The organism is Thiocapsa sp. C2-2m, assembly GCF_041903745.1.
Taxonomy (GTDB): domain Bacteria; phylum Pseudomonadota; class Gammaproteobacteria; order Chromatiales; family Chromatiaceae; genus Thiocapsa; species Thiocapsa roseilacustris.
This window is the reverse complement of sequence record NZ_JBBWVD010000003.1, coordinates 152,186-177,042: the sequence shown is the minus strand read 5'-3', so window position 1 is coordinate 177,042 and position 24,857 is coordinate 152,186. Positions and strand designations below refer to the sequence as shown.

The window sequence follows — 24,857 nt, the reverse complement described above, 5'->3', positions numbered from 1 at the left end:
CGCTCTGGACGCGGTTTAATGCAGATCACGTCTAAAGAATCCTGGCTCGCCTGGGTGGTGCTCGGTTGCGGACTCTTGGCGACGCTCTTAGTCAGCGTTCAGGTCAAGCAGGGGATCGAGGCGGACGCCGTGCGTCAGTTCGCCTTCGACTGCGACCAGGTGACCCTGAAGATCCGCGAGCGTCTGGGCGCCTATGCGCTGATTCTGCGCGGCGGCGCGGCACTGTTTGCGGCATCGGGGACGGTCGACCGTCAAGAGTGGCGGCTCTATGTTGAAACCCTGCGGGCGCAGGACAGCCTGCCCGGCGTGCAGGGGGTCGGTTTTGCGCAAGTGATCGCGCCGGATCAGCTCGCCGGCCATCTCGCCCGCATCCGCGCGGAAGGCTTTCCCGACTATCGCCTGTCGCCACCGGGCGAACGCGCCAGCTACACCGCCATCATTTATTTGGAGCCCTTTCGCGACCGAAATCTGCGCGCCTTCGGTTACGACATGTTTTCCGAGCCGGTGCGACGGGCCGCCATGGAACAGGCGCGCGATACCGGCGAGGCGGCCTTGTCCGGCAAGGTCAAGCTGGTGCAGGAGACCGCCGCCGAGGTGCAGGCGGGAACCCTCATGTATGTCCCCGTCTATCGCAACGGCTGGCCCCTGGAGAACCTCGAGCAGCGACGGGCGGCCATCTTGGGCTGGTCGTACAGCCCCTACCGGATGAACGATCTCATGAGCGGGATTCTGGGCGATTGGTCGCATCACGAAGGTCAGTCGATCAATCTGCGCATCCACGACGGTGCTCTGGCGACCCCCGAGACGCTGCTGTTCGACAGCCGGAGAGAGGGGCCGGCACACGCCCCTCCCGTGCGGCGCCAGCAGGTACGGCAGCTCGATTTCAACGGTCATCGCTGGCTGCTGGTCTTCGAGCAAACCTCGCCGACGTCCGGGATTCGCGATGCCTTGGCCTGGGCAACCCTGAGCGGCGGACTGGTGCTCAGCGGCCTGCTGTTCGGCCTGATGCTGTCGGTCGTCAACACGCGCGCCAATATCCGCATCGCCCACAACCTGGCCGACAGGCTCCAGCGTCGCGAGCAATTGTTGGAAGAAAGCCGTCAGGCGCTTGCCGATGTGCTCGACAACGCCAGTATTCACATTTGGGCATTCAACGGGATCCGGTACAGTTACCTCAACAAGGCCTACTACGATTTCACCGGCATCCGGAAGGGCCAAGAACTGACGTTAGAAACCTGGGCTAACTACGTCCATCCCGACGACCTGGCCAGCGCGGGTGCTGTCTGGCAAGCCGCTTACGCGGCCAAGGCCGAACACGACAACTACTTTCGGCTCCGCAACACCGGGGGGGAGTACCGTGATTTTTGGTGCCATGCGGTCCCGATTTTTCACCGCAACGGAGAATTTATTCACTTTCAAGGCTTTAATGTCGATATCACCGATCGCAAACAGGCTGAATCCCGCCTGCGATTGGCCGCCAGCGTCTTCACCCACGCCAGCGAAGGCATCATGATCACCACCGCCGAAGGCACGATCATCGATGTCAATGACGCCTTTACCCGCATCACCAGTTACGCCCGCGAAGACGTGCTGGGTCGCAATCCGCGCCTGCTCAGCTCGGGGCGTCAGGGACGCGAGTTCTACGAGTCGATGTGGCGGACCCTGATCGAGAATGGCCGCTGGAGCGGCGAGATCTGGAATCGTCGCAAGAACGGCGAAGTGTACGCCGAGATGCAAACCATCAGCGCCGTGCGCGATGCGCTGGGCAGCCCCCAGCACTACGTCGCCCTATTCTCGGACATTTCCGCGCTCAAGGAGCATCAACGTCAGCTCGAGCATATTGCCCATTATGATGCGCTGACCTCGCTACCCAACCGCGTGCTGCTCTCATTCCGTCTGCTGCAGGCCATGGCGCAGACCAAGCGGCGCGCACAACGCCTGGCGGTGGCCTATCTCGATCTGGACGGTTTCAAGGCCATCAACGACACCCACGGTCACGAAACCGGCGACCAATTGCTGATGATCGTGGCGGGGCGCATGAAGCAGTGTCTGCGCGAGGGCGACACCCTGGCCCGTCTGGGCGGGGACGAATTCGTCGCCGTGCTGGTGGATCTGGGGGATGATGCGGGGAGCGTGCCGATGCTCGCCCGCTTGCTCATGGCCGCGGCCCAGCCCGTGCTCGTGGATGGTCTTACCCTAAGGGTCTCGGCCAGCATCGGCGTCACCTTCTATCCGCAGTCCGCCGAGGTCGACGCCGACCAACTGCTGCGCCAGGCCGACCAGGCCATGTATCGGGCGAAGCTGTCCGGCAAGAATCGCTATTCCGTTTTCGATGCCGCCGAGGATCAGAGTATCCGCGGCCATCATGCCAACCTGGAACGTCTCCGTCAGGCGTTGGCGGAACGAGAATTTATCCTCCATTACCAGCCGAAGGTGAACATGCGGACCGGCGCGGTCATCGGCGTGGAGGCGCTGATTCGCTGGCAGCATCCGGAACGCGGCCTACTGGCCCCGGCGCTGTTTCTGCCGGCGATCGAGGATCACCCGCTGGCGGTCGAGCTCGGCGAATGGGTCATCGAGACTGCGCTCACCCAAATGGACGACTGGCGCACGGGTGGTCTGGAGCTCCCCATCAGCGTCAATATCGGCGCCCGCCAGTTGCGGCAGGCCGACTTTTTAGCGTGTCTGCGCGCGCGGCTGCGCACCCACCCGGATCGCGTCCCGAACGGTCTTGAGCTGGAGGTGCTGGAGACCAGCGCGCAGGAAGATCTGGCCAGCGTCTCCAAGGTGATCGATGCCTGCCGGGAGCTCGGCGTCCTCTGTGCTCTGGATGATTTCGGCACCGGGTATTCCTCGCTGACCTACCTGAAACGCCTGGCGGTCCGTCTGCTCAAGGTCGACCGGAGTTTCGTGCACAACATGCTCGACGATCCGGGAGACCTGGCGATCGTCGAGAGCGTCCTGGGTCTGGCCGCCGCCTTTCACCTCGAGGTGCTCGCCGAAGGGGTCGAGAGCCTGGAACATGGCGAGATTTTGCTGCAGCTCGGCTGTGATCTGGCCCAAGGGTATGTCATCGCCAGACCCATGCCGGGCGAGTCTATCCCGCCGTGGGTGCGCGCCTGGCGGCCTGATCGACTCTGGACCCGGCAGCCGCCGCTGCGCAGCGAGGAGTTCCCGCTTTTGTTTGCCATCGTGGAGCACCGCGCCTGGATGCACGCGATCGAAGATCACTGGAGGGAGGATGGTCCGAGCACACCGCCGTTGGATTTCAACCACTGTCATCTCGGGCAATGGATCGCGCTGGATGGCAATGCACGCTATGGCTCTGAACCGATCTTTCAGTCAATCGCGCGGATCCATCGGCAACTGCATGAGTCGGCTCGGGAGCTACTGGACAATCGTGCCAAAGGCGATCAATTCGAGAACGCGACAAGGTTAGAGACGTTGCGAGGCTTCCATGCTTCGCTCCTGGAGCAGATGCGGCAATTTCTGGATGAGCGTTGTCGGAAATCGCTTTAGGTGATTTCCGGAAATGCATCGACCAACGCGTAGGGGCGACTTGAGTCGCCCGGTAAGCATTGGTGACGCGCACGGCCGGGATGATCATTCCCGGAAATCGCCTTAAACCGCGCCAGCGCCGACAGTCGCCGGAGCTGGCGCGGCCAAGCCACTCGACAAATTTCGCATACCGCACCGGGCGCAGTTGATTGACTATCCATTATCCGTCGCCTCAGGCGGCGCGCTGATCGAGCCTTGGGGCATCGGCGCAGAGGTCGACGTGCTCCATCTCCATCCTGACGCTGGACAGGATGCCGGCGGCATCGAGTCCGCAGACGCGTAGCTGTTCCTCATGCCCGGCTTGCTCTAGGCAGAGATCGGGCAGCCCGAGGTGCAGGCAGTAGACATTCAGGCCATGCGCGGCGAGCACCTCGGAAACGGCAGAGCCGGCGCCGCCGGCGATCGCATTCTCCTCGACCGTGACCAGCAGCCGATGGCGATCGGCGAGCTCAAGGATGAGTGCCTCATCCAAGGGCTTGACGAAGCGCATGTTGGCGACGGTAGCCTCCAGTATCCGCCCCGCTTCTTCGGCGGCGGGGACGCGACTACCGAAGGCGAGCAGCGCGATATCGCGTCCCATGCGCCTGATTTCGCCACGACCGATGGGCAATGTCTCGGCTCCGCGCTTAAGGGCGACGCCGGGGCCGGTGCCACGCGGGTAGCGCACCAGGGCCGGACCCGGATGCTGATAGGCGGTTTCGAGCAGTTGCCAGCATTCGTTCTCGTCGGCCGGGGCGGCGATGACGAGATTGGGCTGGGTGCGAGCGAAGCTGAGGTCGAAGCTGCCGGCATGGGTCGCTCCATCGGCGCCGACGAGCCCGGCGCGATCGACCGCGAGGGTGACATCGAGACCCTGCAGACAGACGTCGTGCACGAGCTGATCATAGGCGCGCTGGAGGAAGGATGAATAGATCGCGACCACTGGCTTCAGTCCCTCGCAGGCCATGCCCGCGGCAAGGGTGACGGCGTGCTGCTCGGCGATGCCGACATCGAAGTAGCGATCCGGAAAACGCTCGGAGAATTGCACGAGCCCGGAGCCCTCGCGCATGGCCGGGGTGATTCCGATCAGCCGGGCATCACGAGCCGCGGCGTCGGTGATCCATTCACCGAAGACCTCTGTATAGGTCGGCCCGGTGCCGCGCTTGCTGTGCATCTTGCCGGTCGCGCGATCGAACGGGGTTACCCCATGGTAGCGGGTGGGAGACTGCTCAGCCGGGGCGTAGCCGCGCCCTTTCTGGGTGATCAGATGCAGCAGGCGTGGTCCCGGCATCTGCTTCATGTTGGTCAGGGTGGTGATGACGGCGTCGAGGTCGTGACCATCGATCGGCCCGATGTAGTTGAAGCCGAGCTCCTCGAATAGGGTGCTCGGCATGAACATCCCCTTCAGATGTTCTTCCCAGCGGCCGACGAACTGGCGCAGCTCGGGCAGACTCGCAAGCACCTGCTTGCTGCCTTCGCGCACGTGGGTATAGGTGCGCCCGCTCAGGAGGCTGGCGAGGTGCTTGCTGAGGGCGCCCACCGGCGGGCTGATCGACATCTCGTTGTCGTTCAGGATCACGAGCAGGTCCGGGTCGAGCGGACCACCGTGATTCAATGCCTCGAAGGCCATGCCGGCGCCCAAGGAGCCGTCGCCGATCACGGCGACGACTTGCCGCGACTCGCCCTTGAGCCGAGCGGCGATGGACATGCCGAGTGCCGCGCTCAGCGACGTGCTCGAATGGCCGACACCAAAGGTGTCGTAGACGCTTTCGGAGCGTTTCGGGAAGCCCGAGATCCCGCCTTTCTGGCGCAGGCGCCCCATGCGTTGGCGGCGTCCGGTGAGGATCTTGTGTGGATAGGCCTGATGGCCAACATCCCAGACGATGCGATCGTGCGGCGTATCAAAGACGCGATGCAGGGCGATGGTGAGCTCGACCACGCCGAGTCCTGCGGCAAGATGGCCACCGGTGCGCGAGACGCTGTCGATCAAGAAGGCGCGCAGCTCGCTCGCCAGCGGCCTCAGGGCACTGCTCGGGAGGGCACGCAGATCGGTTGGGTCATCGATCAAGTCGAGGAGCGGATACTGTGGCGGGGCCGAAGGCTCGATATCAGTCATGGCGGACGCTCCGTAACGAGGTAACGCCCTCGGCACTCGGCGTGAGCTCGAGCTGCGCCAGCGTGGCCAGCGGCTTGCCGCCAGCGGCGAGCGACGGCAGCCAGGCACGCTTGCGGTGATGCCAGGGCAGGGGACGCAGCAGATTCCGCTGCGCGCGAAAGCGGATGCGCGGGGCCATCCCGGTGTAATCGCGCGGGTCCGCGATGCCAAAGCGGAAGCGGGTGCGCATCCGCCGAAAGGTGTTGCCAAGCCGGGAAAAGGCGAGCAACGCCGGATGATAGCCATCGACCAGGAGATCGGCCCCGGCGGGCGCCAGCCTGCCCAGTGCGGCGAGACAGTCTGCGACCTGCTCGGCATCGAGGTAGGGTAGAACCCCTTCCAGGATAAACACCGGCCGCGTCTCTTCGAGTGCCGCGGCGAGCTCATCGAGCTGATCGGGCAGCGTCGCGCGGACGTGCCGAATCCGCTCCGACGCCGGCAGGAGCTGGTCGCGTAGCGCCATGACCGGCGGCAGGTCGGCGCAGACCCAGCGGCGCACGCGCGCCCGCCGTGCGGGTGCGAGGGTTGCATCAAGCCGCACAGGAAGGGTATCGAGACCGCAGGCGAGCAGCACCAGGGTGCGCTCGATCGGCTCGCTCAGTAATGTACCGAGCGCTTCCTCGATCGCCAGTGAGCGGCTGATACAGAGCCGCATCGGGAAAGGGTCCGATCCCACCTCTGCGCGATCGACAGCAAGCCTTGCCGCCAGGTCGCGCGCTGCGGCATCGTCGAATGCGACCCCCGGCCACAGCCTTTGTGCCTCGGCGCGGGCAAGCAGCGGGATCAGTAGGGTGCGGCTGACGCCGTCGAGCGTCGGCGCCACCGGCGCAGCGCCGCCAGTGCTCGGAGTATCGGCGTTGGCTGCTTCGCTCACCGCGGGGTCACATGCAGCAGCAGCGGTGCCGAGGGCACCATCATGCCGGCAAAGCGAGGCTCGATCGGACCCGCGGTAGCGCGATCGAGCTGCAGTCCGCGCACGAGATGGGCCAGCAGCAGGGTGCCTTCGATCAGGGCAAAGCGACGCCCGATACAACTGCGCGGTCCACCGCCGAAGCCCAGATGATGCGCCTGCATCAGATGGTCCGGATTGATGTTTGGGTAGCGATCCGCCCGGAAGCGATAAGGCTCCGGCCACAGCCGCGGGTCGTGGTGGATGGCGAGGATGTTGATGATGAGTTGATCGCCGGCACGGATGAGGTAATTGCCAAGAACATGGTCGCTGACGGCATCGCGGAGCAGGATCGGTGGCTGCGGGTAGAGACGGAGCGCCTCCAGGAAGGCGCCCTGGGTCAACGGCAGGGCCTGCACTGCGGCGGCCTCGGTTGGCGCCTTCTCCAGCGGGTCCACCTCGGCGCGCAGATGCTGCTGCAGGTCCGGGTCGCCGGCGATCTCCCAGAGGGCCCAGCTCAGCGCGATCGCGAGCGAATGATGGCCGGCGATGAGCATGGTCATGAGCTCGTCGCGCATCTCGTCCGGGGTGAAATGCTCTGGATCTTGCTCGCGCTGGCGAAGCCATTGGCCGAGCAGATCGCTCGGGTCCTGGTCGTCGTTTAGATGGCGGCGACGGGTGTCGATGATACGCGCCAGGATCGCTTCCGCCTCGGTGATCTTGCGCCGAAAACGCAGGTTGGCAGGCGTCGGCCAGCTCAGCGGCGGTGCGAGGAGGCTGCTTCCGCGTTGTACGAGTGCATCGAGCAGGCGGTGAATGACCTCACTGACATCCGCGTAGCGCGCGTCGTAGTCGATGCCGAAGAGCGTCCGCAGCAAGGCGATGAGTGTCGTGCGGGAGATCTCCGCGATCAAATCCACCGACTGTCCCGCCGGAAGGGCACGCCAACGTTCGACCAGGAGTCGAGCTGATTCGGCCATCGCCGGCGCATAGCCGTCGAGGCGACGACCGGACATGGACGGATTGGCGAGACGGCGATGCTTCTTCCAGCGCTCGCCATCGTTGATCAGCAAACCCTCGCCGGTCACGGCGCTGAGCCGACGCATCAGGCGGCCCTTACGATAGCGACGCTCCTTGTCGAGCAGCACCTCCCGAATCAGTGTCGGATCGTTGAGCTGAAACAGCCGAAAGCCGAGATAGTCGAGACGAACGAACGGCGTCTGCGAGGCCCGCGCAAACAAGGTCAGGAGATCCCGACGGAACAGCGGGGGCAGGGACGCAAAGACCGACAAGGTAGGCGGTCTGGCGACGACCTGGTCGGGGGGCGTCACGGGGTCGGTGGCGGGATGCAGGTGCATGCTCAATCCTGACCGGCGGTGGTTCGTCGCGGCCCCAACCGCTTAGGCATCCAGGTCGGCGACCAAGCGCTGTTTCACTGTGCTGTTTGTGTCGGCGCTGCCGCAGTCGTCTGCGCCGGCTTCACGTCGTCGGCCTTGGTCCAGCTGTATTCCGGCATTGCGAAGACCAGCGCTTAGACGACGCCATCGCCCGAGGCCGGAGCGACAACTCCGGCCGTCGTCGGGCTTTTTCGGTCGGTGCACAGGCGGGGATGCACCGCCGGTGACCTAGGCTCAGGTCCGAAGGACCGCCACCAGGAGTCTGTCCGACTTATCGGATCTCGGTCTGGACATCGCCGAAAACCGGTCACGCAATGATCAAAGCCAGTGCACTACGCAGATTTCGGCGGCTTCGACATGCTCGAAACCGCGGAATCTCGCGCGAGCGCGTTGCGCACCGAAGTCGGACAGCCTCCCAGGCCGCGAGGAATCGGCTGAGGACTCAGCCGATGGCGCCGCTTATTGGGCAGCCGGAGCGGCCGGAGCGGCCGGAGCCGGGGCGGCAATCGCAGCGGGCTCGGCGACGCGCACGCTGTCTTTGAAGCCGTAGCCCGGCAGGCTCAACGCGTAGGAGTGGACCAACCACATCTGGATGAACAGGATGAAGAAAAACGGAACCATCCAGGTGGCCGGGTTGATCACGGTCCAGATCTTCCAGTCTTCTTCCGGATGATCGGGTTTGGCAATGGAGGGGTCGGCCATCAAATACGGGACTTGCATAAATATTCTCCTTGTCGCTCAGAGCTCAGAACCAGGGTTGGTAGACCCACGTCATCACGTGGACCAGAGTCGCGATCATGACCCAGCTCCACACGCCATGCTTCCAATGCTCGTGGAACTCCTTCGCTTGCTCGTCGGTGAGACCCGACAGGTTCTTCATTTCGGCCATCGAAATAACCTCCGGCTGAGGGATTGGTGCGAGTGCCGCCCGGCGATCCCGGACAGGACACTCCGACGTGTGGAAGGCGCTGCCTGCTTGCCGTCGAGTCCGGGAAACCCGGATGCGAGGTGCGATCCACAAGTGTTAGTTTAACCTGACAGTCGCATGTGTCAAGGCCGATTTACATATAATTCTTGTGGTCAGCCGACTCTGTGATTGGGATGCCGAGGAGCGGCGGGGGATAACACAAGTCTTCGGGATTCAAGCCTTCGAGGCGGTTTGCGCCATGGCGCGGATCAGGCTCCGGTCATATTTTCCTGAATCAAGGAGCGGAAGCTCGGCGACTCGCCTAAACGCGCGAGGGCGCTCGGCGCCCGACAAGGCTTGCTCGCACCAGGAACAAAGAGCCGGCTCGTCCGGTTTGCCGCGATAGATCGCAACCATGCGGTGGCCCCAAACCGGATCGTCGAGCGCGACCACCACCGCCTCGGCAACACCTGGAGCCTGAAGTAGCACGGCTTCGACCCGTGCAAGCGAGACATTGGTGCCGCCGATGACCAAAACCTCGTCGGCCCGCCCGACAACCCGCAGCTCACCGTCGTCGCCGACGTCGCCGAGGTCCGAGGTCTCGAACCAGCCGTCATCGAGGCCCCGCCCCGGCAGCCGCTGCGGATTTGCATAGCCGATCATGACCATCGGACCGCGGACTCTCAACCGAGCCGGGCTGGTCTCGGGCGGGCCGGAGGCGATCTCGACGCCGGGAAGGAGCGGGCCGATGCTGCCATCAACGCAAACGCGCTCCAGTGCACGGGCCGAGGTCGCGATCTGGGATGCGGTCTCGGTCATTCCATAGGTGAGATAGAGCGGCCATCCCGCGGCCAGCGCGCGCTCGGCGAGCGCCGGGCTGAGTGCTTGGCCGCCGACCAAGAGGACACGAAGGCTCCTAGGCGGGGTCGCGTCGACACCCAAGAGACGATCCAGCATCGGTGGCACCAGGGAGACATGGGTCACGGCATGCCGGTGCAGATCCTCGGCCAGCGTTTGCGCGTCGAAGCGCTCGTGCAGAACAAGACTCGCCCCCGCAAGCGCAGTGCGATCCAGAATCGCCAACCCGCCGACATGGCTCAATCGAAGACAACAGAGCCAGACATCGTCGACGCCAAACCCGAGCTGTCGATTGACGGCGGCGGCCGAGATCTGGAGATTTTTCGCGCTCAGCATGACGACCTTAGGTTGCCCGCTGCTGCCGCTCGTTTTCACCAATCGAGCAACCGGCGATGCTTGCGGGATCATCACGGCGGAAAGCACATCGGTGCTTACAAGGACACCGGACTCGGGCTGCCATTGCCACTCGGTCCCCGTTGCGACAGCCAGAGCATCCAGTTCCGCGCGTCCGAGGCCGGCACGAAAGGGAAACACGGCAACACCGAGCCGCGCTGCGGCGCTGCTCATCAAGAGCACATCAAGAACGGGGGCGTCGGGACAGAGGACGACGTGGCCGGGCTTGAGACCCCGAGCCTGGAGAAACGAGGCCCGTTGCCGTACGCGCGCTTCGAGCATCGAACCGTCCCATCGCTCGCCGCCGACGAGAACGGCCCGATAGGCCGAATCTGGTTGGGATGGTAGCCGGAGATCGAGACTGTCCATCGGATCTGGACGAGCACTCACGAAAGACGCGCTACCAGCGGACCTCGAAGACACAGGATTCCGCGCCGCCGGCCTGGCAGGCGATCTCCGTCACGCGGGCATTCTTATGGACGAGTTTTGAAAACAGCCGCTCGAAGCTACCGGCGTAGAAATCACAAATCGGCTCGCTCGCCTCCGCGCCGCGACAGATCGGACCGTCGGTCACGGTGAGACGGGTGGGACGCCCAGGGGTGCCGTCGAAGACCCCGCTGCCCACGAAGGTCCAGGCATTGCGGCGGATGGCCGAGATCAAGATGCGGCTCGCCAAGCGCGCGGGTAGGAAGGTCAGGAGACGCTGGACCGGGCGAGGGATCCGGTTGGCGAGTAGATAGTCGCCGGTGCGCAAACCCGCGTCCATCGAAACGGACCGAGCCAACGCCAGGCCCAGTTGCTCGCGCAGGGCCGATTGAAGGCGCGAAACCTCCTGCTCCTTGACCATCTCAGTCGGCAAGGTCGTCAGGTAAGGCTCAAGATCCGCGGCCCGGAAGACCCGCCCGACGACATCCGTTCCGCAAGCCTGCTCCAGCGCTTCGGCGACGCGGATGATGGCATTCGGACCGACCTTTGCCGCGGTCGGGCCGCGCCCGGTCGACGGGCTCAAGAACCGGCCGTCGCGCGCCACTGGGTGCATCCCCAGTCGACGGAGGCGTCCTGCTCGACACAGAGTCCGTGCAAAAGATAACGACCCTCCTCGGTGACCCGGATCCCGTCGTCCGTCACCTTGAGTAGGCCGCGTCCGCCGTCGCGGCAGAGGCTCTCGTACTCGAGCTCTATGCCATGCGCGGATGACGCGGGGAGCTCGAGGTTGCACATCAGATAGAGAATGGCCTCGCGGCGGCGCCGATCCTGCTCGCTCAGACGACGCCCCCAGGACACGGGAAGCAGCCCGGAGTCCAAACAACGCTGCCAGGTCTTGAGGTCCGGCGCGTTCTGAACCAGTGCACCTCCAACCTCGCCGATCCCGCTCGGACCGAAGGCCAACACCTGCTTGGCGGGCATCGGGGTGTAGCCAATTGTGTTGCGATAAAGGCGCCGCTCGTCCTGGGCACTGGTCAGCTCGTCGGCCTCACGAGCAAAGACATCCAGACCGACCCATCGATAGCCTGCCGCCGAGAAGGACTGCACGGCTTGGTGGAACAGGGCCAGCTTCTCGGCGGCGGACGGAAGTTGATCTGCACTGATGGCGTGCTGGTGGGGCCTGCTCACGGGGTCGTGAGCGTAGCTGAAACAGGCGACACGATCCGGCCCGAGCGCGACGATCTGGTCGAGTGTCGCCTGAAACCCCTCCGGCGTCTGGAAGGGCAGGCCGTAGATCAGGTCGAGATTGATGCTCTCGAACCCGGTGTCGCGTGCGGTTAGAAAGACGTCGCGCACCATATCGAGTGACTGGACGCGGCCGATGGCGCGCTGTACATCTGAGTTAAGGTCCTGCACACCGAAACTGATGCGCTTGAAACCGAGGCCGTATAGGAGGTCGAGCTGACCGGCGGAGGTGCGGCGCGGATTACATTCGATCGAGGTACAGGCTCGATCCGAAATCCGGAAGTGACGCTCGACGGTCTCGATGAGGCGAGCCAGTTGCGGCTCGTTGAGATGGTTTGGCGTGCCACCTCCGACGTGTAGCTGATCGGTGACCCGACCGCGGCCGATGATGTCGGTCACCAGCCCCATCTCCCGGTCGAGGGCGTCGAGGTACTGGTCGACCTTCTCCTCGCTGTGCGTGATGGTGGTATTGCACGCACAGTAGAGACAGCGCACGTGACAGAAGGGCACGTGCACGTATACCGAAACGTGCTCGTCGGGGCTTTGACGAAGCCCCATGAGCGCTTCCTTATAGTTCGAATCCGAGAACGACGCGTCACCGCCCATTTGCGATGTCGCCAAGGCACATCCCGGCGGTAAATGTCCGAACCGCTCGAGAAGCTCGATCGGTAGGCTTGAAGGGAGTGGAGGCGCCATGTCTTGAACCCGTTTAGTCAGGTTGGACTGCTGTCATCTTGGGCTTGGAGACGGCAGGCCTGACCGGGAGATCCGATTCCGAAACCTGCAGATCGTCCGGAGCGCCACACGCCACGACCTTGACCGGCGTCCCTTTGAAGTTCATATCGGCAGACAGCTCGGGGCGATCCCGCTTCAACTGCGCGATCTCGTCTGCAGTGAGGACCTTGGATGCATCGAAGCCCAGATCCACCTCGGTCGACATTCCCTTCATCTTGAGCCGCTCAAGGTCGTAGAACTTTTTCGACGCCGTGGTCTTGGCGAATGCCTTGAGGCAGCCGAGCATGTAGCGCCTGCGGAACTTGTCCTTGATCCAAGGATACTCCAAGAAGCTCTTGCGCATATAGAAGCGCGCATAATTCTTCAGCACGCCCTTGAGCACCTGCTCGCGCGTCATCGCTTCGGGCTTCATGATCGGCGTCACGAAATTGTACTTCGAGTAGTCGCGAACCTCCACCCTGTCGCCCAACTCCTCGAACAGCTCCGCGAAAGGCCATGGCGTGTACATGTTCCAGTTCGCCATGTCGGGTTTCCAGTCCTGGGCGAGTTTGTAGGTCTCCTCGATGGTCTCGGGCGTCTCGTTCTCGAGACCCATGATGAATTGGACCTCCGCGACGATTCCGGCCTGCTGCAGGAGCTTGACCGCCAGCTTGTTCTGCTCGACCGTGGTCTGCTTGCGGAAGGTGTCGAGGTTCAACTGCGAGACCGCCTCGGTGCCGAGCGAGACATGGACCAGACCGGCCTTGCGATACAAGGGCAGCAGCTCGCGATCGCGCATGATGTCGGTCACCCGCGTGTTGATGCCCCAGTGCAGCGGGAGATCGCGTTTGATCAACTCCTCGCAGAGTGCGACGAACTTCTTCTGGAAGATCGTCGGCTCCTCGTCGGCAAGGATCATGAAGCCGACGTTGTAGTCCCGAACCAGGGTCTCGACCTCATCGACAAACTTCTTGGGATCGCGATGACGATATTTCCGCCAGAACTTCCACTGCGAGCAAAAACGGCAGGTAAAGGGGCAGCCACGCGCGAAGTTCGGCACGGCGACCCGGCAGTTGAGCGGGGTATAGATGTATTTGTCCCAGTCGAGCAGGGACCAATCCGGCGTCAAGGTATCCAAGTCCTCGATGACCGGCCGCGCCGGTGTTGCGACCACCTGGCCGTCGTCGTCGATATAGGCAATCCCCCAGATCCGCTTGCGATCCTTCCGATGGGTTCCCGCCTCGATCGACTGCAGGAGTGCGACCGCGATCTCCTCGCCCTCGCCGCGCACGATGTAGTCGATCCAGGGCGCCTCGCTGAAGACCTGGGTATACATGAAGGTCGGATGGATCCCGCCGAGCACGGTAACACAATCCGGTAGCACCTCTTTGGCGATCTGCAGCGTGGTCTGCGCCTTGTAGATCTGCGGGGTGATGGCGGTGGCGAGCACCACGTCGGGCTGGTTGACTCGAATGATCTCACGCAGTTTCTCATCCGGGATATCGTAGGTCATGGCATCGATGAACCGGATGTTCGTCATGCCCGCGTGCTTGAGCGCACCTCCGATGTAGGCGACCCAACCGGGTGGCCAGTTGCCCGCGATTTCCGCACCACCACAGTGATAATTTGGCTGGATCATCAAAATACGCATGAGAATTCCTCAGGAACGGGTCGAACGGCAAACGGCCCTTCGAGCCTGACCGCATCAGTCCGATCTCGGGCGTAGCCGAGCTCATCGAGCCAGCGGGACCGGCGGCAACACCGAGTCGCGAGGTCACCCGGACGCGGTGCCTCCGCGATGCGTTGGCCTAGAGCTCGAGCCTGTCCGAATCGGGTCGTTTCGTATCGCGCCGTCCAGGCGCGCATTGCTTCACACCTTAGCTGATTCCCGAGCGTCTCGATATGATTCGCGTCAACCGGGCCGGGCGCTGCGACGTCGTCTTCCGCGAGTCGCCGTGATCGACGCGGGCGTAAGCCTAGCCGAGTCTCGGGCTCGGATCAAAGCGCACCTGCGGCCGAGAGTCCCGACACACCCTTGTCCCGGGTTCATGGGTGCTCCGTTATCGGAGCCCCGCCTCGACCGCCCACGGCGCAGCGGCCGGGTGACGGCGAGGCCGTCCGTGGCCGCAACGCTTTTCGGGAGGCGGCCATTCTGCGGGGCGATCCATCGGACCGCGTTCCGCCCCGACCGCCTTCTCCATCCGCTTCCCCGCCCGGTTCCCCGTCGGCATCCCGCGCAGGCAACGCCCAGGCCCAGAGCGCTTCATCCGGCAGGGGAAGCACGAGGAACCAGTGCTCGAGGATCCCCATCGCCAAAAGGGTCGCCACCAGGATCAGGCTCACGACCTCGAACGCGCTCGCACCCGGATTCAGCGCACTGGACACCATTAGAACCACGATCAGGGTGGCAAGGGTCACCGAGATCGGAAACAAGAGGTTCATGCTCCGCTTGGGCATGTAGGACTTCAGATACGCCAGATGCTCGGGCAACCAGTCGTTTAAATTGGGAACACCCAAGAAGAGATTGAGCTTTGCGCTCCAGCGCATCAGCCAGAGCACCACGAAGGTCCAGGTCCCGACCTGATTGGGCTCGCCCCATGTGATCAAGACCAGGAAGGCCACCGCCGAGAGGACCGCGAGCTCATGATAGAGGCTGGTCAGAATGGCGAGACCGAAGCGCTTCCAGGCCGCACAACCGGGTGGGCACGGCGTCTTGCGCGGCCCGGTCAAGAGACCGGTGAAATAGCTCATCTCCAACACGCCCCAGACCACCACACCGGAGGTAAAGGCGATGTAGGCCGCGCTCAGAGAAGTGGATGTGCTGCTGACGACAAGCGCAAAGACGGCAAAGGCCAGCACCGCGGAGCCGCCGAGCATCGTCCAACCAAAGGTGCGACCCGGCAGATTGTCCAGATAGAGCACCACACCCGTGCTGAACCACCAGAGCCCGAGCGCGAAAAGAACGGGGTAACCATATTCGAGCATGCAATTCGCCTTATTCTCTGGCCGATGGCGATCGGAACAACTCTCCTTCCGAGATCACCCCTGCCTTGCAGCGAAGGACCTCGCCGACGCCGGGTCGTGGATCAACCGACGCGTCGCTCGGTTGGCGCCGATCCTGCGGACACGGAATATCGAGGTCGGGGCGTCGGATAATAACAGGCGAGACGCCGCACGAGCATTCTTCGCGTCGTCGCGACGGCGGCCGCGCAGAGGGCAGCGCTCGCCCGAATACCCGGCCACAACCTTACTGAAGCGATGGCTGTGCCGATAGAAATCGGCCGACAGCGGCCTCGTTGGTCGGACCGAATGCCCTGAGATCGATGTAGAAATCGGTCGTTTGATCCTCCAAGGTAAAGCGACCGTTCTCGCGAAGGCTCAGCCGATAAGGTCCATCCAGAGCGACGCTGTGCATCCGACGCTCGCGCTCGAGCGTACGAAGCAGGCCGCGGATGAAACCGTCCTCGCCCGGCGGGAGTGTCTCCAACAGCACCCCGGACTCGGCATCGTAAACCGCCAAGTCGCCCTGGCCGACCTCGACGAAACTCAAATCGCGAACCACAACCTCGGGCGAGACGGGAGCCTGGCTCGGATCGAAGCCGGTGAGTCTTGCGACAGCGACGGCCAGGATCGTAAACCCGATCAGCGAGGCAACCGCGATCAGCATGCCCCGCGGAAACGGACGATCATGCAATTCAGTCAAGATTCAACCTCTTCTTCAGGATGTCGGTGCAGCATCGGATTCGACGCGATCGTCCGTGTCCAGGTCGGTTTGGGCCGCACCCGTTTCTGTTTGGGCCAGATAACGGTTGAGGGCATCCGAGAGAATTTCGGCGACCCGAGCCACGTCGGGAATCGCCCGGAGCATCGGCTGCGGTTGGGCGAAATGCCAGGGGCGAACATGCGGCCACAAGACCATATAAGACGTCCGCGCGGATGCAACCAGGATGATGGGAATGTTCCCGGTATCGTCGCGATAGCGCTTCATTTGCGCGGAATGGATCTGAGCAAACGGAAAGTTCACGATCATCGGCAGTGCCACACCGAAACGCATCACCACGCGACGCGTTGTAATGGTGTAGACCGTGGATCTCGCCATCGCCCAAGCGAGCAGCACAAGGCCGCCGATCGAGACGACACCGAGGGCCAGGATCCAGAGCGCACCGACTAGGATCTCTGCCGTGGTCTCCCCCCCGGAGAGATCCGCGATGATCCTCCAGATCAGGATGATGGCGAAATAGACGGCGACCTTCCGAACATGAAAAGCGCGCCGCGCCAGAGCGCTCCAGCGCGGCGCACCCTGCCAGAGCATCTCCTCGCCGGGAGGAAGATGCTCGGGCAAGCCCCGAATGGGCTCGAACTCATACTCTCTCACAGGAGAGGCTCAGACCGATCCGCAGTTGCGTAAAGTTGGCCACCGGCATAGTAGGCGCAGATCTTGTCCTCTTCATAAAGGGTGATCTGATCGGGCTTGGCCAGAACCGGCACGTTCGCAAAGTGCTTGCCTGCGAGCGTTTTGACGTTGACCTTGCGGTTCTTCTTGTCGAAGCGCGTGAAGTTGATCGGCAGCAGAACCTGCTTACCGCCCTTCGCGACCTTCACCTCAAGGTAACGGATCTGCGGCTCGGAGCGATCGACCCAGACGTCGGTTACGGTTCCGCCGACTTCGCCGTCGAATCCGACAACCGACATACCGCGCGGATCCGGATCCTTCTCGGCGATCGAGAAGTCGGTGGCAACGCGCAGCGGGACGATCTTGGGCGCGCCCTCGTAGGTCAGATCCGGGTGCTTCGCACGGTCCGGGGATGCAGACGGACCGAATCCGGAGAGCATCGGATCGCCGATCGGGATGAGCGGCGAGCCCGGATACGGCTGAGCGGGCGTGGCATTGACCTTCTCGGCGGCCTCGACACGCGGCACGGAGACGGTTCCGCCGTTATGCGGAAGCAGATAGGTCTTCGGCTCCGGCATGGACGGGAAACCTTCGATCTTGACGTTACCGCCACGCGTGGACTCAAGCGGATAGCCTTCCCGCTTGTTTTCACGATGCAGGTGGAAGATCAGTCCGGCGAAGAAGAACCAGAAGACATAGAGGACGAGCTGAGCGACGTCGATATAGCTGGTGATGGCTGCTGACATGAGGTGACCTCCGTAGGACGAAAGACTAACCGCGGGAACCGGTTAGGCCGAAGCGCGGTAACTGCCGATGACCGGGTTCGTTCGGGGGAGCGACGAGCGGGTCAATGGCGGCCAACGCGGGGAAAGATGCTCTGGATCTCGATGTGATAAACGCCCCCCTTGCCAGTGAAAGGGCCGGCACTCGCCAGCCCGAGACGACACCCGAGCGCCGCGCCGCAACAGGCAGCGGAGCCACACGCATGGGCGCGCGAACGGCAGTCTCGCAGCTCCACACTCGACGGCTCATGCCGGCACCAACTCCAGTGCCTGCGACGTATAAAAACCGACGGCGATCCGCCGGGTCCGCTGCGGCTCCCAGCCCGCGAGCGCCGGCTCGGCGGCCAGGAGCGCGCGCAGGCGATCCGGTCCGACCGGCACGATCGCAGGCGAACGGTTGCCACGCGGAAAGAGCTGACCGACGGCGTGCATGACCGCCAGCACGGGCGTCTTGGGCGCGAAGGTGAAGAGGATTGAGCCACCGGTTCGCCCGGCCAGCCCGGCCAGCACCTTCACCACATCCGCCGGTACGTAATGGATCAAGGAATCCATGGCGACCACGTGATCGAATCGGCCGTGCGCCGGATCCAGCATGTCGCCGGCCTCGAAACGGACCGACCCTGGACCGAGATCCTCCGGGGTGCGCTCCTGCGCGATCCGGATCAGGGTCGGTGCAACGTCGATAGCCACGACCTCCGCACCCCGCCGCGCCGCCTCGAAGGCCAGGGCGCCCGTTCCGCAACCGGCGTCGAGCAGTCGTTTGCCCGTCAAATCGGCGGGCAGCCAATTCAACAGGGTTGCCCGCATGTCGTCGCGGCCCGCGCGCACGGTCGCCCGGATGCGGCTGACCTTCACATCGGATGTCAGCTTGCGCCAGGCGTCGGCGGCGGTGCGATCGAAGTAGGTTTCGATCTCTTCGCGGCGCTCTTGATACGAGCCGTTAGCCATCAATCGAACCCCAGAAAATCAAAGATATCGCGGTCGCGCATGGGCTGCGCGTCCAATGGCTCGACCCCGTCCCACAGCATCTGAGCCAGGCGAAGATACTCGGACTTGGCATGCTCGAGTCCGTCTGCATCGTCCATCTCAAACAGCGTCGACTTCTTCAAACGGCTGCGCCGGATGACGTCGAGGTCCGGCAGATGGGCGAGCCGCTTCAGACCCACCGCGTCGTTGAAACGATCGATCTCGTCGGTGTTCACGCTGCGATTGGCGATGACGCCGCCGATGCGCACGCCGTAATGCTTGGCCTTGGCCTGGATCGCCGCAGCGATGCGGTTCATCGCGAAGATGGAGTCGAAGTCGTTTGCGGTGACGATCAGCGCACGCTCGGCATGTTGCAGCGGCGCGGCAAACCCGCCGCAGACCACGTCGCCGAGCACGTCGAAGACCACCACGTCGGTGTCTTCGAGCAGGTGATGCTGCTTGAGCAGCTTCACGGTCTGGCCGACCACATAGCCGCCGCAGCCGGTGCCGGCCGGCGGCCCGCCCGCCTCCACGCACATCACGCCGTTGTAGCCCTCGTAGACATAGTCGCTCGGCCGCAGCTCCTCGGCATGGAAGTCCACGGATTCGAGGATGTCGATGACCGTCGGCACCAAGCACTTGGTCAGCGTAAAGGTCGAGTCATGCTTCGGGTCGCAGCCGATCTGCAGGACGCGCTTGCCAAGCTTGGAAAAGGCGACCGACAGATTCGACGAGGTCGTGCTCTTGCCGATACCGCCCTTACCGTAGACGGCAAAGACCTTGGCTGTATCGATTCGGATATCCGGATCAAGCTGGACCTGAACGCTGCCTTCGCCGTCCAAGTGCCTTGGAAAGTCGCCGAGCATGCCGGCCGGGATCTCTTGGACCGTCACGCGGCGGCCTCCTCGATAATGCCTTCAAGACGGTCTTCAAGCTCCTCGCCGGCCTGACGCAGCGCCTCCAGCGTGGCCGCATCGGGCGACCAGTAATTGCGTTCGTGGGCCTCGATCAGCCGGTTCGCGACCTTGGCCGATGCCGTCGGGTTGAGCTGCGCGAGACGGTTGCGCATCTCCTCGTCGAGCACATAGGTCTCGGTGAGCTGCTGATAGACCCAGGGCGCGACCTGACCGGTGGTCGCCGACCAACCCATGGTGTTGGTCACATGGACTTCGATCTGGCGCACACCCTCGTAGCCGTGCTTGAGCATGCCCTCGTACCACTTGGGATTGAGCATACGCGTGCGCGTTTCGAGCGCGACCTGCTCGGCCAGGGTGCGGACCACGCCGTCACCGCGGGTCTGATCGCCGATATAGACGGGGACGTCATCGCCCTTGAAGCGCCCCACCGCGCGGGTGATCCCGCCGAGGGTGTCGAAATAATGGTCGACGGTGGTCACGCCCAGCTCGACCGAGTCGAGGTTCTGGTAGGCCAACTGTACGGTGGAGAGTACGCTCTTGAGCAGCTCGGCCTGACGGACCGGCTGACCGGAGCGCCCGTAGGCGAAGCACTTGCGACGCGTGTAGGTCTCGGCCAGCTCGTCCTCACCGTCCCAGTTGCTGCTGTCGACCAGGTAGTTGACGTTTGCGCCGTAAGCCCCGTCGGCGTTGCTGAAGACCCGCAGCGAGGCGGTCTCCAGATCGCAGCCCTGCGCCTCTTGATAGGCCAGTGCGTGCTTGCGCACAAAGTTCTGCTCAAGCGGCTCGTCGGCTTGGGCGGCAAGGAATGCGGCCTCGGCCAGCAAGCGAGTCTGCAGGGGCAACAAATCGCGGAAGATGCCCGAGAGCGTCATGACCACGTCGACACGCGGACGGCCCAGCTCTTCGAGCGGGATCAGGGTCGCGCCGGCCAGACGGCCATAGTTGTCGAAACGCGGGAGCGCGCCGAGCAGCGACAGGGCCTGTCCGATCGGTCCGCCTTCTGTCTTGAGGTTGTCGGTCCCCCAGAGCACGAGCGCGATGGTCTCGGGGAAGCTGTTGCCCTCCTCCGACATGTGACGCTCGATCAGACGCTGGGCCTGGCGCGCGCCGTCCTTGACCGCGTAGGTGCTCGGCAGACGGAAGGGGTCGAAACCGTGCAGGTTGCGCCCGGTCGGCAGGATCGCCGGGGTACGCAGCAGATCGCCGCCCGGCGCGGGACGAATGAAGCCACCGTCAAGCGCATGCAGGATGGCCGGCGTCTCGGTGTCCTGAACCAGAAGCCGGTCGGTCTCGGCCAGCTCGCGGAACAGCTCGAGGTTCTCGTGGGAGGTGGCCATACTGCCGGCCTTGAGCGCCTTCTCGGGCGTCTTGCCGGCGACCAGTGCCTCGACGGCCGCGCGCGTCGGGTGCATGTCCTTGGACGCCTCGGCGACCGCGAGCAGCAGGTCGAGCCGCTCCTCTTCGCTCGGCGCCTCGCCGACGACATGCAGCCCATGCGGGATCAGGGTGTATTCGAGCTCCAGCACCTTGTCGTGGAGCTTGGCGATGCGGCTTTCCGCATCGTCGGTCCAGGTCGGCTCAAGCTCTGCCAGATCAAGCTCGGCGGCCTGGGCCTGAATCAGCACGGCCAACTCGGCGCGCTCGTCTTTCTCCTCGGGGGGCAGACCGCGCATGCGCTCCATCGAGCCCTTCAGATCGATCAGACCCTTGTAGAGTCCGGCGTGGGCGATCGGGGGCGTGATGTAGCTGATCAGGGTTGCCGCGGCACGCCGCTTGGCGATGGTGCCCTCGGACGGATTGTTCGAGGCGTAGAGATAGACGTTCGGCAGATCCGTGATCAGACGATCCGGCCAGCAGGCGCCCGAGAGACCGGCCTGCTTGCCGGGCATGAACTCGAGTGCGCCGTGCGTTCCGAAGTGCAGCACCGCATGGGCGCCGAAGTCGTCGCGAATCCAGCGATAGAAGGCCGAGAAGGCATGGGTCGGGGTGAAGCCTTTCTCGAAGAGCAACCGCATAGGGTCACCCTCGTAGCCGAAGGCGGGTTGGATGCCGACGAAGACATTGCCGAACTGGGCGCCGAGCACGAACAGCGAGCCGCCGTCGGTCTGCTGCTTGCCGGGTGCCGAACCCCACTGGGCCTCGATCTCGGCCAGCCAGGGCTCGCGCCGGACATGATCGTCGACCGGGATGCGAACATGCACGTTGGCGTGGGAGCCGAAACGCCCGGAGTTGCCGTTGACGATCTGCTCGCGCAGCGCGTCGACATCCTTGGGCACATCGACCTTGTAGCCTTCCGCGTGCATCGTCTTGAGCGTGTGATAGAGCGAGGCGAAGACGGACAGATAGGCGGCCGTACCGGTGTTGCCGGCGTTCGGCGGGAAGTTGAAGAGGACGATGGCGACCTTGCGCTCGGCGCGCTTGGCCCGACGCAGACGCACCAGACGCTCCACACGCGAGGCCAAGCGTTGCGCGCGCTCGCCGTGCGACTGCATATCGCGTGCGCCGTCGCCCGAGCCGCCGCCGCTGCGACCGCCGTAGACCATGGAGCCGGTCGCGCCGTCGAGCTCGGGGATGGCGACCATCATGGTCGCCTCGACCGCGAGCAGACCCTGGCTCGACGCCTCCCATTGGTCCACATGCTGGAACTCCACCGCCAGGGTGGAGAGATAGGGCACGTCCAGTTTGGTCAGGATCTCGTCGGCGGCCTTGGAGTCGTTGTAGGCCGGCCCGCCGACCAAGGAGAAGCCGGTGAGCGAGACGACGGCGTCGACCGTCGCCTTGCCGTCCTTGAGGAAGAACCGCTCGATCGCCGGGCGCGCGTCCAGACCGCTCGCGAAGGCCGGAACGACCTGCAGGCCGCGAGCCTCGAGCGCCTCGATCACGCCGTTGTAGTGGGCGGCGTTGCCGGCCAGCACATAGGAGCGCATGAGCAGCAGGCCGACGCAACCGTTGGGGCGGCCGTTGACGGGCGGCAGGCTCGCGAGCTGATCGGAGATCCGGCCCTTCATTCTCGGATGATAGAGCCCGACGTCCGGATACTCGACCGGCGGCGCGGCCTTGATGGTCCCGCGCAGATGGCGCCTCGGGCCGTCGGCATAGCGGTCGACCAAGAACCGGATCATGTTGCCCAGGTTCTCGTCCGAGCCGGCCAGCCAATACTGGAGGGTCAGGAAATAGGCACGCACGTCCTGGGCGGTGCCCGGGATGAAGCGCAGCAGCTTGGGGATGCGTCGCAGCATCGACATCTGCTGGGCGCCCGCACTCTGTTTCTTTTCCTTGCCGCCGCGCAGACGCTTGAGCAGCGCCATCGGGCCGCCCGGGGATCCGTCCATCTTGAAGCCGCCGAGCCGGGTCATCTTCATCAGCTCGCCGGCCGACATGCAGACGATCATGGCGTCGCAGTCGTCACGACGGGCCGCCAGCGCGGGCAGGATGGGTTTGAAGTGCTCTTCCATGACCAACATGGTGATCATGATGATGTCGCCGCGGGCGAGGTCCGCGCGACAGCGATCGAGCATCTCCGGGGAATCGGCCCATTCGGTCGCGGCGTGCAGACTCAGCTGCAGACCGGGCAGCTCGCGCTGCAATGACGGACGCGCCCGCTCGGTCGTACCGGCGAGGTGCCCGTCGAGATTCACAATGACCACACGGACCGGGGTAATGTCCGTGGTCGAGGCGCGCCTGTCAGCGGCCGAAGTGCGCTTTGGCATCGTAGAGCGTCTCCACAGTGATGGTCTGGATGCCCTGTTCCTCCGCGAAGCGCTCGGTATTCCGACGCGCCTTGCCGCGCACGAAGAAAGGGATCTTTTTCAGCTCCTGCTCGGCTTCCGGTGCCCAAGTGATGGTGGAAGCATCGTCGGAAACCGGCAGATCCGCCGGCTCGGCCGCTGCTTGCGACTCGGACCCGGCGGGCCGACTCGCGCCGACCCGCGAGCCGAGATGCGACGGCGTCGCCGCATCGTGAAACTCGAAGTCCTCCCGAAACATGGTGATAAGATGCTCTTCGAGCCCCATCATCAAGGGATGGACCCAGGTGTCGAAGATCACGTTCGCACCTTCGAAACCCATCTGCGGCGCATACCGCGCCGGGAAATCCTGGACATGCACGGGCGCCGAGATGACCGCGCAGGGAATACCCAACCGCTTGGCGATGTGGCGCTCCATCTGGGTGCCCAACATCAGCTCGGGCTGAAGCTCCGCCGCCCGTTTCTCGACCTCGAGATAGTCGTCCGTGATCAGCGACTCGACCCCGTAGCGTTTCGCGCATTCCCGAACCTCGCGAGCAAACTCGCGGGCATAGGTCCCGATGCCGACGACCGTGAACCCCAACTCTTCGGCACACATCCGCGCCGCTGCGACCGCATGGGTTGCGTCGGCGAAGATGAAGACACGCTTGCCGGTTAGGTAGGTCGAATCCACCGACCGCGAGTACCAGGGCATTCTAGACGAAATCGGCGACTTGGCATCAGCCACGTCGATCCCGGCGATGCGCCCGACCTCGTCGAGAAAATCACGGGTCGCGCCGATGCCGATCGGCACCGTTTTCACCGTCGGCTGACCGAACCTACGCTCCAGCCACAGACAGGTCTGATCAGCCGTCTCGGGATAGAGACAGACGTTGAAGTCGGCCTCCGGGATCCGGAGCAGGTCTTCGGGGGTCGCCCCCAGAGGCGCGACCACATGGACATCCACGCCGACCGAGGCGAGGAGACGCGTGACCTCTTCCACATCGTCGCGGCAGCGGAAACCCAGCGACGTCGGGCCGAGCAGATTCGCACGCGGGCGCCGATCGGCCGGTCTGGGCTCGGGATGACGCCCCGCTTCCGGGACGCGGGGCTTCAGCAGACCACGGACCAATTGATAGAAGGTCTCGTTGGCACCCCAGCACTCCTTGCGCGCATAGGCCGGCAGCTCAAGCGACAGGACCGGCACCGGCAGACCCATCCCGCGCGCCAGCGCACCGGGCTGGTCCTGGATCAGCTCGGCCGTGCAGGCCTCGCCCACCAGGAGCACGCGCGGCTTGAAGCGCTCGAAGGCGTCGCCGACACTGTTTTTGACCAGCTCCGCGGTATCGCTGCCGAGCTCGCGCGCCTGGAAAGTTGTATAGGACACGGGCGGACGGGTGCCGCGCCGCTCGATCATGGTGAAGAGCAGATCCGCGTAGGTGTCGCCCTGCGGCGCATGCAGGACCAGATGCACGCCTTCCATGGAGGCAACGACGCGCATGGCGCCGATGTGCGGGGGTCCTTCGTATGTCCAGAGTGTGAGCTGCATCGCG

Annotated in this window: 18 protein-coding genes; 1 reads left to right on the top strand and 17 read right to left on the bottom strand. The window is 64.1% G+C overall.

From position 1 onward, the window contains the following. Positions 1–18: 18 nt before the first annotated feature. Complete coding sequence (locus AADX97_RS03425; RefSeq protein ID WP_374231596.1) at positions 19–3,519, top strand: EAL domain-containing protein; 3,501 nt, start codon at positions 19–21, stop codon at positions 3,517–3,519. A gap of 211 nt (positions 3,520–3,730) precedes the next feature. On the opposite strand, the gene dxs is transcribed toward AADX97_RS03425, so the two are convergent. The 17 genes from dxs to bchB form a co-directional block, all read right to left on the bottom strand. Then, positions 3,731–5,653, bottom strand: a complete 1,923-nt coding sequence (gene dxs, locus AADX97_RS03420) for a 1-deoxy-D-xylulose-5-phosphate synthase (protein WP_374231595.1) — start codon at positions 5,651–5,653, stop codon at positions 3,731–3,733. Beyond that, positions 5,646–6,566: a class I SAM-dependent methyltransferase gene (locus tag AADX97_RS03415; RefSeq protein ID WP_374231594.1), complete on the bottom strand. Its 921-nt coding sequence runs from the start codon at positions 6,564–6,566 to the stop codon at positions 5,646–5,648. Before AADX97_RS03415 ends, dxs begins: the two co-directional genes overlap by 8 nt. Then, the gene (locus AADX97_RS03410; protein WP_374231593.1) at positions 6,563–7,939 is read right to left on the bottom strand and encodes a cytochrome P450; all 1,377 of its coding nucleotides are present in this window, start codon (positions 7,937–7,939) and stop codon (positions 6,563–6,565) included. Before AADX97_RS03410 ends, AADX97_RS03415 begins: the two co-directional genes overlap by 4 nt. Positions 7,940–8,437: 498 nt before the next feature. After that, on the bottom strand, positions 8,438–8,698 hold the full coding sequence (pufA, locus tag AADX97_RS03405; RefSeq protein WP_007191961.1) for a light-harvesting antenna LH1, alpha subunit: 261 nt from the start codon (positions 8,696–8,698) through the stop codon (positions 8,438–8,440). Between the two features lie 25 nt (positions 8,699–8,723). Beyond that, complete coding sequence (gene pufB / locus AADX97_RS03400; protein WP_007191960.1) at positions 8,724–8,867, bottom strand: light-harvesting antenna LH1, beta subunit; 144 nt, start codon at positions 8,865–8,867, stop codon at positions 8,724–8,726. Positions 8,868–9,119: 252 nt separating this feature from the next. Next, positions 9,120–10,418: an AMP-binding protein gene (locus AADX97_RS03395; RefSeq protein ID WP_374231591.1), complete on the bottom strand. Its 1,299-nt coding sequence runs from the start codon at positions 10,416–10,418 to the stop codon at positions 9,120–9,122. A 118-nt stretch (positions 10,419–10,536) separates the two neighbouring features. Next, positions 10,537–11,145 carry a bacteriochlorophyll 4-vinyl reductase gene (gene bchJ / locus AADX97_RS03390; RefSeq protein ID WP_374231590.1) on the bottom strand — a complete coding sequence of 203 codons (609 nt, stop codon included), beginning with the start codon at positions 11,143–11,145 and terminating at the stop codon, positions 10,537–10,539. After that, positions 11,142–12,413 carry an oxygen-independent coproporphyrinogen III oxidase gene (gene hemN / locus AADX97_RS03385; protein ID WP_374231779.1) on the bottom strand — a complete coding sequence of 424 codons (1,272 nt, stop codon included), beginning with the start codon at positions 12,411–12,413 and terminating at the stop codon, positions 11,142–11,144. Before hemN ends, bchJ begins: the two co-directional genes overlap by 4 nt. A 103-nt stretch (positions 12,414–12,516) precedes the next feature. Further along, positions 12,517–14,172: a magnesium-protoporphyrin IX monomethyl ester anaerobic oxidative cyclase gene (gene bchE, locus AADX97_RS03380; RefSeq protein ID WP_374231589.1), complete on the bottom strand. Its 1,656-nt coding sequence runs from the start codon at positions 14,170–14,172 to the stop codon at positions 12,517–12,519. A gap of 395 nt (positions 14,173–14,567) precedes the next feature. Beyond that, positions 14,568–15,506, bottom strand: a complete 939-nt coding sequence (gene puhE / locus AADX97_RS03375; protein ID WP_374231588.1) for a putative photosynthetic complex assembly protein PuhE — start codon at positions 15,504–15,506, stop codon at positions 14,568–14,570. 262 nt (positions 15,507–15,768) lie between these two features. Further along, positions 15,769–16,224 carry a photosynthetic complex assembly protein PuhC gene (gene puhC / locus AADX97_RS03370; RefSeq protein ID WP_374231587.1) on the bottom strand — a complete coding sequence of 152 codons (456 nt, stop codon included), beginning with the start codon at positions 16,222–16,224 and terminating at the stop codon, positions 15,769–15,771. 15 nt (positions 16,225–16,239) lie between these two features. After that, entirely contained in the window at positions 16,240–16,896 is a 657-nt protein-coding gene (gene puhB, locus AADX97_RS03365) for a photosynthetic complex putative assembly protein PuhB (protein ID WP_374231585.1), read from the bottom strand. Beyond that, positions 16,893–17,660: a photosynthetic reaction center subunit H gene (puhA, locus tag AADX97_RS03360; protein ID WP_374231584.1), complete on the bottom strand. Its 768-nt coding sequence runs from the start codon at positions 17,658–17,660 to the stop codon at positions 16,893–16,895. Before puhA ends, puhB begins: the two co-directional genes overlap by 4 nt. Positions 17,661–17,942: 282 nt before the next feature. After that, positions 17,943–18,644, bottom strand: a complete 702-nt coding sequence (gene bchM / locus AADX97_RS03355) for a magnesium protoporphyrin IX methyltransferase (RefSeq protein ID WP_374231583.1) — start codon at positions 18,642–18,644, stop codon at positions 17,943–17,945. After that, positions 18,644–19,528, bottom strand: coding sequence for a ferredoxin:protochlorophyllide reductase (ATP-dependent) iron-sulfur ATP-binding protein (gene bchL / locus AADX97_RS03350; protein ID WP_374231778.1), 885 nt, complete (start codon positions 19,526–19,528; stop codon positions 18,644–18,646). The genes bchM and bchL overlap by 1 nt, the downstream gene beginning before the upstream one ends. 23 nt (positions 19,529–19,551) lie before the next feature. Next, complete coding sequence (locus AADX97_RS03345) at positions 19,552–23,289, bottom strand: magnesium chelatase subunit H (protein ID WP_374231582.1); 3,738 nt, start codon at positions 23,287–23,289, stop codon at positions 19,552–19,554. After that, on the bottom strand, positions 23,264–24,853 hold the full coding sequence (gene bchB, locus AADX97_RS03340; RefSeq protein ID WP_374231581.1) for a ferredoxin:protochlorophyllide reductase (ATP-dependent) subunit B: 1,590 nt from the start codon (positions 24,851–24,853) through the stop codon (positions 23,264–23,266). Before bchB ends, AADX97_RS03345 begins: the two co-directional genes overlap by 26 nt. Between the last annotated feature and the right edge of the window lie 4 nt (positions 24,854–24,857).

Bases quoted from the DNA above. Each gene is read 5' to 3' on its own strand.
- AADX97_RS03425 (WP_374231596.1), top strand. From the start codon at position 19: ATGCAGATCACGTCTAAAGAATCCTGGCTCGCCTGGGTGGTGCTCGGT.
- dxs (WP_374231595.1), bottom strand. From the start codon at position 5,653: ATGACTGATATCGAGCCTTCGGCCCCGCCACAGTATCCGCTCCTCGAC.
- AADX97_RS03410 (WP_374231593.1), bottom strand. From the start codon at position 7,939: ATGCACCTGCATCCCGCCACCGACCCCGTGACGCCCCCCGACCAGGTC.
- pufA (WP_007191961.1), bottom strand. From the start codon at position 8,698: ATGCAAGTCCCGTATTTGATGGCCGACCCCTCCATTGCCAAACCCGAT.
- pufB (WP_007191960.1), bottom strand. From the start codon at position 8,867: ATGGCCGAAATGAAGAACCTGTCGGGTCTCACCGACGAGCAAGCGAAG.
- AADX97_RS03395 (WP_374231591.1), bottom strand. From the start codon at position 10,418: ATGCTCGAAGCGCGCGTACGGCAACGGGCCTCGTTTCTCCAGGCTCGG.
- hemN (WP_374231779.1), bottom strand. From the start codon at position 12,413: ATGGGCGGTGACGCGTCGTTCTCGGATTCGAACTATAAGGAAGCGCTC.
- bchE (WP_374231589.1), bottom strand. From the start codon at position 14,172: ATGCGTATTTTGATGATCCAGCCAAATTATCACTGTGGTGGTGCGGAA.
- puhE (WP_374231588.1), bottom strand. From the start codon at position 15,506: ATGCTCGAATATGGTTACCCCGTTCTTTTCGCGCTCGGGCTCTGGTGG.
- puhA (WP_374231584.1), bottom strand. From the start codon at position 17,660: ATGTCAGCAGCCATCACCAGCTATATCGACGTCGCTCAGCTCGTCCTC.
- bchM (WP_374231583.1), bottom strand. From the start codon at position 18,644: ATGGCTAACGGCTCGTATCAAGAGCGCCGCGAAGAGATCGAAACCTAC.
- bchL (WP_374231778.1), bottom strand. From the start codon at position 19,528: ATGCTCGGCGACTTTCCAAGGCACTTGGACGGCGAAGGCAGCGTTCAG.
- AADX97_RS03345 (WP_374231582.1), bottom strand. From the start codon at position 23,289: ATGCCAAAGCGCACTTCGGCCGCTGACAGGCGCGCCTCGACCACGGAC.
- bchB (WP_374231581.1), bottom strand. From the start codon at position 24,853: ATGCAGCTCACACTCTGGACATACGAAGGACCCCCGCACATCGGCGCC.